Genomic DNA, 6,373 nt, shown 5'->3' on the forward strand with positions numbered 1-6,373 from the left:
TATTGCTTAGCTAAAAGTTACCTAATTATGAAATAATTTATTTATAACCTATCCATTGATAAAAGTTGGTCACCACTAATAAAAAATGGATACCCTCCGGTAAAGAAGGTATCCAAATCTGTATAAATTAAAAAAGACACCTTATTCATATATGCGTGTCTTAGCTAATTCTCTATTTACCCGATAATTAGGCTTTCTTTATAATTTGCTCAATTTCACTTTTCAGTAAAAGATATCTATGCGTACTTCTCATAATTGGAATTTTATTCAACTTGTTCTTTTCAACATATACTTTCATCTGATCCTTCGTAAGCCCTAACCAATTCCCTGCTTCGGTAATAGTTAACACGGCTTCATTACTAGTTGCATTGAAAGTTTTCTTTACTTTCTGGTTCCAATCTTCAAATTCTTGCATTTCAATATCATCAACCTTTCTTCGGAATCAGTCGATGATCCAATTGACTGATAATCTTATTATACCACGATAACCTAGTCTTGTGTGAGGTCGAATGTTTCCATGTCTTAGCTTCGTTAACAATTACAACCGGCAATGCCGTCCTTGTTAAAAGATGGGACCTGATTATATAAGGAATTGCGTATTAAGGGTCAATTTCACCATTTCGCGAAGAAAAACCTCCAATCAGAAGAATTGGAGGTCTCATTTTACTTATTTTTATTTTCTTAGAATAAATCACCAAATATGTCTAGAACTGAGTTTTTCTTTTTATATTTATTGTTGTAATCTGACGAGTATTTATCATTTTGTCTTTTGTTATCATCTTCACGATACCATTCATCATACTCTTTGCGCACTTCTCTTACACCCGTCATTAACTTGTCTAATTCTCCTCGATCAAGCCATACCCCTTTACATTCAGGACAAACGTCAATATGAACACCATTCTTGTCTACTTCTCTCATTCTAACATCATCACAGATCGGACATTTCATTACATTTCCTCCTGACATTCTTAAACATACATACCTATACGTTCAAAGGATACGGGAGGTTTCAGTTAATACTCAACTCTTATGAACCGACATGCAATACAATAATTCGCCTTTATATTTTCCGGGCAATAATCTGAAATTTAAATATCTAATATTTATTTCATATTAGCTTTTGCCTTTCGAGCCTTTGTACACCTTAAGTCATACGTCCTACCATAACCCTTTCCATATTCCACTATCGTCTTGATCATTGTAGAATCTGGCAACTTCGTAAAGGGACAAGGGTCAGGCCTTGTATTTACCTCTAGAATCCATAACCTATGCTTACGATCAACAGCTACATCCAACCCTAGCTCATTCATTGCTGGATAAGAAGAACCGAATTGTTTAGCTGTCAATAATCCTATATGCCTCATCAGGTTAACCATTTCCTCCGCTTTCGCTTGGTCCGTCACCTTACGGAGTATCTCTTCTGCTGTATAAATGGTACCCCCTTGGCTTCCATTTGTAACAGCTCTCTTGGGATGCGCAAGTCTGGCAGCTACACCTGTGCAATCCCACGTTCCCTCACCGTTACGTTGTACCATTACTCGAAAATCGAAAGGGCGATTGTTATGCCGCAACATAATAATGCCCTTTTGCACTAAATATGGCTTACTTCCAATACGACGTTGAATGGAATCGTACATTTGATGGAACGTTCTGAAGGTATATGTCTGAATAGCCTCTCGATAATGATAATGCGAACCGATCTGCTCAACTTTGATCACCCCTATGCCAAGTGAGCCATTTACTGGCTTGATATATACCATTTTGTATCGGTTCAACATATGCAATAGCCTATGGCTGGTTAAGCTTTCTGTTCGGGGTACATATTGATTTAAGCTGTGGTTTTGCAATAAGACTTTCGTCTTAATGAGCTTACTAGAGACATATTTCTTATATCGGTTCATACATAACTTCTCCTCTTCAGTACATTTGGACGATTACTAATAATTTATGGATTAGAGCCTTCTTAGGTGCTGCTTCCAATTATCTTTATTTATCAATAGAAGAACCTACAACGATAAATACACATAGGGTAAGTATCCAGACTTACGGAGGATCAATGATGCATATCAATCATGAATTAGAACAAGTCATTCAACGTACATTCAACCATTTCCCATGGTACAAATCTCTAAGATCAACAACACATCAAGATTTTACGAAAGTGCAACATCTTAAAGATCTGCCTCTACTAACATCCGATGTGATGGAGAAACATTACTATATTCAAGATCACCCCTTCGAACAACGTTACGACCTACACCGCTATCAAACATCTGGTACAAGTCGAAATTATAGAAAAAATATTTATTATTCTGAACGTGATGAAGAGCGGTACATCCGAATTAAAGCAGAAGTTTTGGGAGCTATTTTGAATAGTTATCAGGCTCACCGAGCGTTAATTGATATGGGAACAGGACATGCAGCAGCCACTGCTGAAGCCATATTTCATCAACTAGGATTAGACGTCGAGACCGTTTCATTTCAATTACCGATACAGCAACATTTAGACCGGCTTTCTACTTTCAAACCTGATGTGTTATACACCATGCCCTCTATTCTCGATCGCATTCTCATGGCCTCTGATAACCCCTTAATTTACGGTATTCGTAAAGTCGTTCTCGTCGGTGAAGTAGCATCACTTTCTTGGCAACAACGTATTGCTGAACGACTTGGACTAGATAAAAAGGATATTACAGATACGTACGGTTCCATTGAGATTGGAACGATTGCTCGATACGACCATGAGCTCGATCGATACTTTGTCGTTGATGGGATTATAGCTGAAGGGCTTACCCAACAAGAAATAGGTATTGATGGAGTTGAATTAGCAGCGGATGAGCACGTCCTCGTACTTACTTCTACGGTGCGCGAGTTGTTTCCAGCTATTCGATTCGTCACCTATGATGTTGTTCGGGATTTCCGTTCTGTGATGGTAGATGGACAATGGAGACAAAGCTTTCGAAACATCGTTAGACGTATAGGACATGAGCTCAAACATGGGGAGAAAATAAGTATTTATGACATTGAAGATGTTGTTTATCAACACATAAAAGATGTAAGTATCCGGGTGTTAGCTACGGATAATCTCTTAACTGTTCAAATCATTCTTAAATCAGAATTAGAATTACTGGATTCTCTTTTGCTCAAAACAATTCAACATGAGATTTCACATCGGATCCCTGAGATTGGCATCATGATTCAGAATGGATTATTACAAGAGATCAGGGTCTCACAGTCTGTTTTTAACGATTTAGAGCATCGAAATGCTGTTAAATTCAAAAGAATTCATAACAGTAAGGAGGTTCTCTAGTGAACATTAACGAGGGTATCTTCCAAACCATTGGCTGCACTCCTTTGATCCCCCTAAAGAGGTTGTTTGAGCAGGAATCTTTCGATGTATATGGCAAGCTTGAAATGATGAACCCTGGGGGAAGCTCCAAAGATAGATCGGCATTAAACATGATTCGTGAAGCGATTAAGCGAGGCGATCTCCATGTGAACTCCGTTGTTATTGAATCTAGTTCAGGCAACTTAGGGATAAGTCTGGCCCATATTTGCCGTTATTTAGGTCTACGATTCATCTGCGTTGTTGATCCTCGTACAACCGAACAACACAAAGCCATCATTCGCAGTTTCCATGGAGAAATTGAACTGGTGGCTCATAGGGATGTTGATACAGGTGAATATCTCCCTGCAAGAATACGTCGAGTGAATGAACTGCTTCAGGAGATTCCTAACAGCTATTGGACGAATCAATATGGAAATCCGGACAATTACCGAGCGCATGAACTAACGACGATGCCCGAAATTATAGATATGCTTGGAAGTGTAGATTATCTTTTTTGTGGGGTCAGTACTTGTGGTACCATTCGGGGCTGTATGGAATATATCCGCAAAAGTAATCTTTCGACAAAATTAGTAGCGGTAGATGCACAAGGTAGCATTATTTTTGGAGGAGAAAAAGGCCCCCGACAGTTCCCAGGACTAGGGGCTGGGATGGTACCTTCCCTTTATCATCCGGATATTGCTGATATGGTCATTCATGTATCGGATCTTGCGTGTGTTCAAGGATGCCATGGTCTTCTACACTACGAATCCGTTATGGCTGGAGCCTCGTCTGGAGGAGTCATTTCCGCTATTCAGCGCATGGCTCCATCTATTCCAGCAGGATCTATATGCGTCGCTATTTTGCCTGATCGTGGTGAACGATATTTGAATACGGTATACAACCCTGACTGGTTTGAACAGCATCTGAATAACTTAAGTCTAACTTCTGAGGATGAAACACCATGATATATTTAAATGACGACCACATTAGAACCATGGGTATCGACTGGTCTCAACTCATCGGAGTGATCGATACTACAGTGCGCACAATAGACAAAGGTCACTATAACCAACCCATTAAACCCTATTTACGGTTTGGTGACCCCTCCCAGCGGATTATTGCTATGCCAGCCTACGTAGGTGGGGATATCGAAATGTGCGGCATCAAATGGATTGCAAGCTTCCCTGATAATTGGCGAAAAGGTCTCCCACGAGCACATAGTACGATGATCCTTAATGACCCCAGTAATGGAAAACCGCTAGCGATCTTCGAAAGTAGTCTACTCAGTGGGCTCCGAACGGCAGCCGTAAGTGGCCTCGTTCTCCAGCATTATGCCTCAACTCGTAAGCTAGATTCTACACGATTAGGTATTGTGGGCTGGGGCCCTATAGGTCGCCTTCATGCTTCTATGTGTGCAAGTGTACTCGATAACCGACTTGTCCGAATTTCATTATTTGATCTAAAAGGAATTGACCCCAACACTATTGATCCCCTGCTTAGTCCAATAACTGAGATATCAAATCATTGGCATGAACCCTACCGTAATTCTGATATATTCGTAACCTGTACGGTTTCTAACACGCGATATATTGATGAGAAACCTTCGTCCGGCAAGCTGCTCCTTAACGTGTCATTACGAGATTTCTTACCTAGCAGTATCAAAGATATACGAGCGATCTTGGTAGACGATTGGGATGAGGTGTGTCGTGAGAATACAGATATCGAACTGTTACATGTTGATCATGATCTGACACGAGAAGCCACCTTCACGTTAAGTAACATGGTGACTGCAAACCAATTAGCTAATTATCCAAGTACGGATTCGGTTTTTTTCAATCCCATGGGGCTTGCCGCCTTTGATGTAGCCATTGCTGCTTACTACTTAAGAGAAGCACTTCGCCTAGGTATAGGCACTCCGCTTTAGGAATCAATCCTTTCAACCCGGAGCTCTCTCATGATACGACTACTTAGATTTGGACTTGGATATTATGAACTAAGGGTGAACAAAAAAAAGAAGACCCTGTATAGGGTCTTCTCTTCAATACTGTGAAGCGGGTGATGGGAATCGAACCCACGCTATCAGCTTGGAAGGCTGAAGTTCTACCATTGAACTACACCCGCAAAAAATAAAATATCGGGACGACACGATTTGAACATGCGACCCCCTGGACCCAAACCAGGTGCTCTACCAAGCTGAGCTACGTCCCGAAGTTAACATGCGCCCAGAGAGATTCGAACTCCCGGCCTTTTGATTCGAAGTCAAACACTCTATCCAGCTGAGCTATGGGCGCTCATATAAAAATAGGAATGGAGCGGACGACGGGAATCGAACCCGCGACCCTCGCCTTGGCAAGGCGATGCTCTACCGCTGAGCCACGTCCGCAATTAGATATGGTGCGCGTGGAGGGACTTGAACCCCCACGTCGTGAGACGCTAGATCCTAAGTCTAGTGCGTCTGCCAATTCCGCCACACGCGCACGGTTGTAAATAGAATATGGGACATGAAGGGCTTGAACCTTCGACACCCTGATTAAGAGTCAGGTGCTCTACCAACTGAGCTAATGTCCCGCAAATGGCTGGGAATATAGGATTTGAACCTATGCATGACGGAGTCAAAGTCCGTTGCCTTACCGCTTGGCTAATTCCCAATCTGTTTTAATTCATATATGATATTCACTATATAATAGATCTTTTAAAGGTGGCTCGGGACGGAATCGAACCGCCGACACGAGGATTTTCAGTCCTCTGCTCTACCGACTGAGCTACCGAGCCATACATAAAACTGGCTTCTTTATTCTCAGCCATCAATAGTAATTAATTGCGGGGGCAGGATTTGAACCTGCGGCCTTCGGGTTATGAGCCCGACGAGCTACCGGGCTGCTCCACCCCGCGTCATTGATAACAAGCATATTGAGTTAAATGGTGGAGGCTGAGGGGATCGAACCCCCGACCCTCTGCTTGTAAGGCAGATGCTCTCCCAGCTGAGCTAAGCCTCCGTCTAAATAAAAACAATAATGGTGACCCGTAGGGGAATCGAACCCC

General features: G+C 41.8%; 6 protein-coding genes and 10 tRNA genes. 3 read left to right on the top strand and 13 right to left on the bottom strand.

Annotation, left to right across the window (positions count from 1 at the left end):
• Positions 1 to 187 precede the first annotated feature (187 nt).
• The 3 genes from AC1D7X_RS23315 to AC1D7X_RS23325 all read right to left on the bottom strand — a co-directional run bounded on the left by AC1D7X_RS23315 (position 188) and on the right by AC1D7X_RS23325 (position 1,904).
• Entirely contained in the window at positions 188 to 415 is a 228-nt protein-coding gene (locus tag AC1D7X_RS23315) for a hypothetical protein (protein WP_068528433.1), read from the bottom strand.
• Between the two features lie 266 nt (positions 416 to 681).
• Positions 682 to 951, bottom strand: coding sequence for a TFIIB-type zinc ribbon-containing protein (locus AC1D7X_RS23320; RefSeq protein ID WP_495458531.1), 270 nt, complete (start codon positions 949 to 951; stop codon positions 682 to 684).
• Positions 952 to 1,106: 155 nt separating this feature from the next.
• Entirely contained in the window at positions 1,107 to 1,904 is a 798-nt protein-coding gene (locus AC1D7X_RS23325; protein ID WP_495458530.1) for a YheC/YheD family protein, read from the bottom strand.
• Positions 1,905 to 2,059: 155 nt separating this feature from the next.
• On the opposite strand from AC1D7X_RS23325, the gene AC1D7X_RS23330 reads away from it, so the two are divergent.
• The 3 genes from AC1D7X_RS23330 to AC1D7X_RS23340 are packed head-to-tail and all read left to right on the top strand — an operon-like array spanning position 2,060 to position 5,255.
• On the top strand, positions 2,060 to 3,313 hold the full coding sequence (locus AC1D7X_RS23330; RefSeq protein WP_495458529.1) for a phenylacetate--CoA ligase family protein: 1,254 nt from the start codon (positions 2,060 to 2,062) through the stop codon (positions 3,311 to 3,313).
• The gene (sbnA, locus tag AC1D7X_RS23335; RefSeq protein ID WP_495476201.1) at positions 3,313 to 4,296 is read left to right on the top strand and encodes a 2,3-diaminopropionate biosynthesis protein SbnA; all 984 of its coding nucleotides are present in this window, start codon (positions 3,313 to 3,315) and stop codon (positions 4,294 to 4,296) included. The genes AC1D7X_RS23330 and sbnA overlap by 1 nt, the downstream gene beginning before the upstream one ends.
• Positions 4,293 to 5,255, top strand: a complete 963-nt coding sequence (locus AC1D7X_RS23340) for a 2,3-diaminopropionate biosynthesis protein SbnB (protein ID WP_495458527.1) — start codon at positions 4,293 to 4,295, stop codon at positions 5,253 to 5,255. The genes sbnA and AC1D7X_RS23340 overlap by 4 nt, the downstream gene beginning before the upstream one ends.
• A 126-nt stretch (positions 5,256 to 5,381) precedes the next feature.
• Here the strand turns inward: AC1D7X_RS23340 and AC1D7X_RS23345 are convergent.
• The 10 genes from AC1D7X_RS23345 to AC1D7X_RS23390 all read right to left on the bottom strand — a co-directional run bounded on the left by AC1D7X_RS23345 (position 5,382) and on the right by AC1D7X_RS23390 (position 6,327).
• Positions 5,382 to 5,452 (bottom strand) — tRNA-Gly (locus AC1D7X_RS23345).
• 13 nt (positions 5,453 to 5,465) lie between these two features.
• A tRNA-Pro gene (locus AC1D7X_RS23350) sits at positions 5,466 to 5,539 on the bottom strand.
• A gap of 9 nt (positions 5,540 to 5,548) precedes the next feature.
• Positions 5,549 to 5,622: transfer RNA gene (locus AC1D7X_RS23355), tRNA-Arg, on the bottom strand.
• A 17-nt stretch (positions 5,623 to 5,639) separates the two neighbouring features.
• Positions 5,640 to 5,714 (bottom strand) — tRNA-Gly (locus AC1D7X_RS23360).
• Positions 5,715 to 5,723: 9 nt separating this feature from the next.
• Positions 5,724 to 5,808 (bottom strand) — tRNA-Leu (locus AC1D7X_RS23365).
• A gap of 18 nt (positions 5,809 to 5,826) precedes the next feature.
• Positions 5,827 to 5,899 (bottom strand) — tRNA-Lys (locus tag AC1D7X_RS23370).
• 5 nt (positions 5,900 to 5,904) lie between these two features.
• Positions 5,905 to 5,979 (bottom strand) — tRNA-Gln (locus AC1D7X_RS23375).
• 51 nt (positions 5,980 to 6,030) lie between these two features.
• Positions 6,031 to 6,103, bottom strand: a tRNA-Phe gene (locus AC1D7X_RS23380).
• Between the two features lie 46 nt (positions 6,104 to 6,149).
• Positions 6,150 to 6,223: transfer RNA gene (locus AC1D7X_RS23385), tRNA-Met, on the bottom strand.
• Between the two features lie 28 nt (positions 6,224 to 6,251).
• Positions 6,252 to 6,327 (bottom strand) — tRNA-Val (locus AC1D7X_RS23390).
• Between the last annotated feature and the right edge of the window lie 46 nt (positions 6,328 to 6,373).

It is taken from the genome of Paenibacillus sp. Y568, from assembly GCF_059445545.1.

Coding starts and splice junctions, on each gene's coding strand:
- AC1D7X_RS23315 (WP_068528433.1), bottom strand. CDS start 415: ATGCAAGAATTTGAAGATTGGAACCAGAAAGTAAAGAAAACTTTCAAT.
- AC1D7X_RS23320 (WP_495458531.1), bottom strand. CDS start 951: ATGAAATGTCCGATCTGTGATGATGTTAGAATGAGAGAAGTAGACAAG.
- AC1D7X_RS23340 (WP_495458527.1), top strand. CDS start 4,293: ATGATATATTTAAATGACGACCACATTAGAACCATGGGTATCGACTGG.
- AC1D7X_RS23325 (WP_495458530.1), bottom strand. CDS start 1,904: ATGAACCGATATAAGAAATATGTCTCTAGTAAGCTCATTAAGACGAAA.
- AC1D7X_RS23330 (WP_495458529.1), top strand. CDS start 2,060: ATGATGCATATCAATCATGAATTAGAACAAGTCATTCAACGTACATTC.